Genomic DNA, 356 nt, shown 5'->3' with positions numbered 1-356 from the left:
CGCGTGACGCTGGGGATTCGTCCCGAGCATGTGGAGGCCAACGCGGGCGATGTGCCGTTCAGCGTCGAGGTGATCGAGCCGACTGGCGCGGAAACGCACTTGTACGGGAAAATAGGCGGCCAGTCATGGTGCGTCACGACCCGCGCGCGTCCCGGCATCGAACCGGGCCAGCGCATGACGCTCGGTCTGCCTCTCGCGCATCTGCATCTGTTCGACACCGAAAGCGGCAAGCGTCTCGATTGAAGCATTGAACCCGGGCGTCGGGCGTCTCGCATCTTCCACGGTTCAACCCACGGAACATAGCTTGCCGGTCTCCAACCTGATCCATCACATCCGCAACGTGGCGGAGTCGCTGC

The 356-nt window shown here is 63.8% G+C and carries 1 protein-coding gene; it reads left to right on the top strand.

Going from position 1 to position 356, the window contains the following annotated elements; all coding sequences use genetic code 11:
• A partial coding sequence (locus SB751_RS28680) for a TOBE domain-containing protein (protein WP_410748871.1) occupies positions 1-243 on the top strand: 243 nt, incomplete at its 5' end.
• Positions 244-356: the final 113 nt, after the last annotated feature.

Origin of the sequence: Cupriavidus sp. SIMBA_020 (genome assembly GCF_046535395.1) — a bacterium.
Taxonomy (GTDB): domain Bacteria; phylum Pseudomonadota; class Gammaproteobacteria; order Burkholderiales; family Burkholderiaceae; genus Cupriavidus; species Cupriavidus campinensis.
This window is presented reverse-complemented; position numbering and strand designations above follow the sequence as displayed.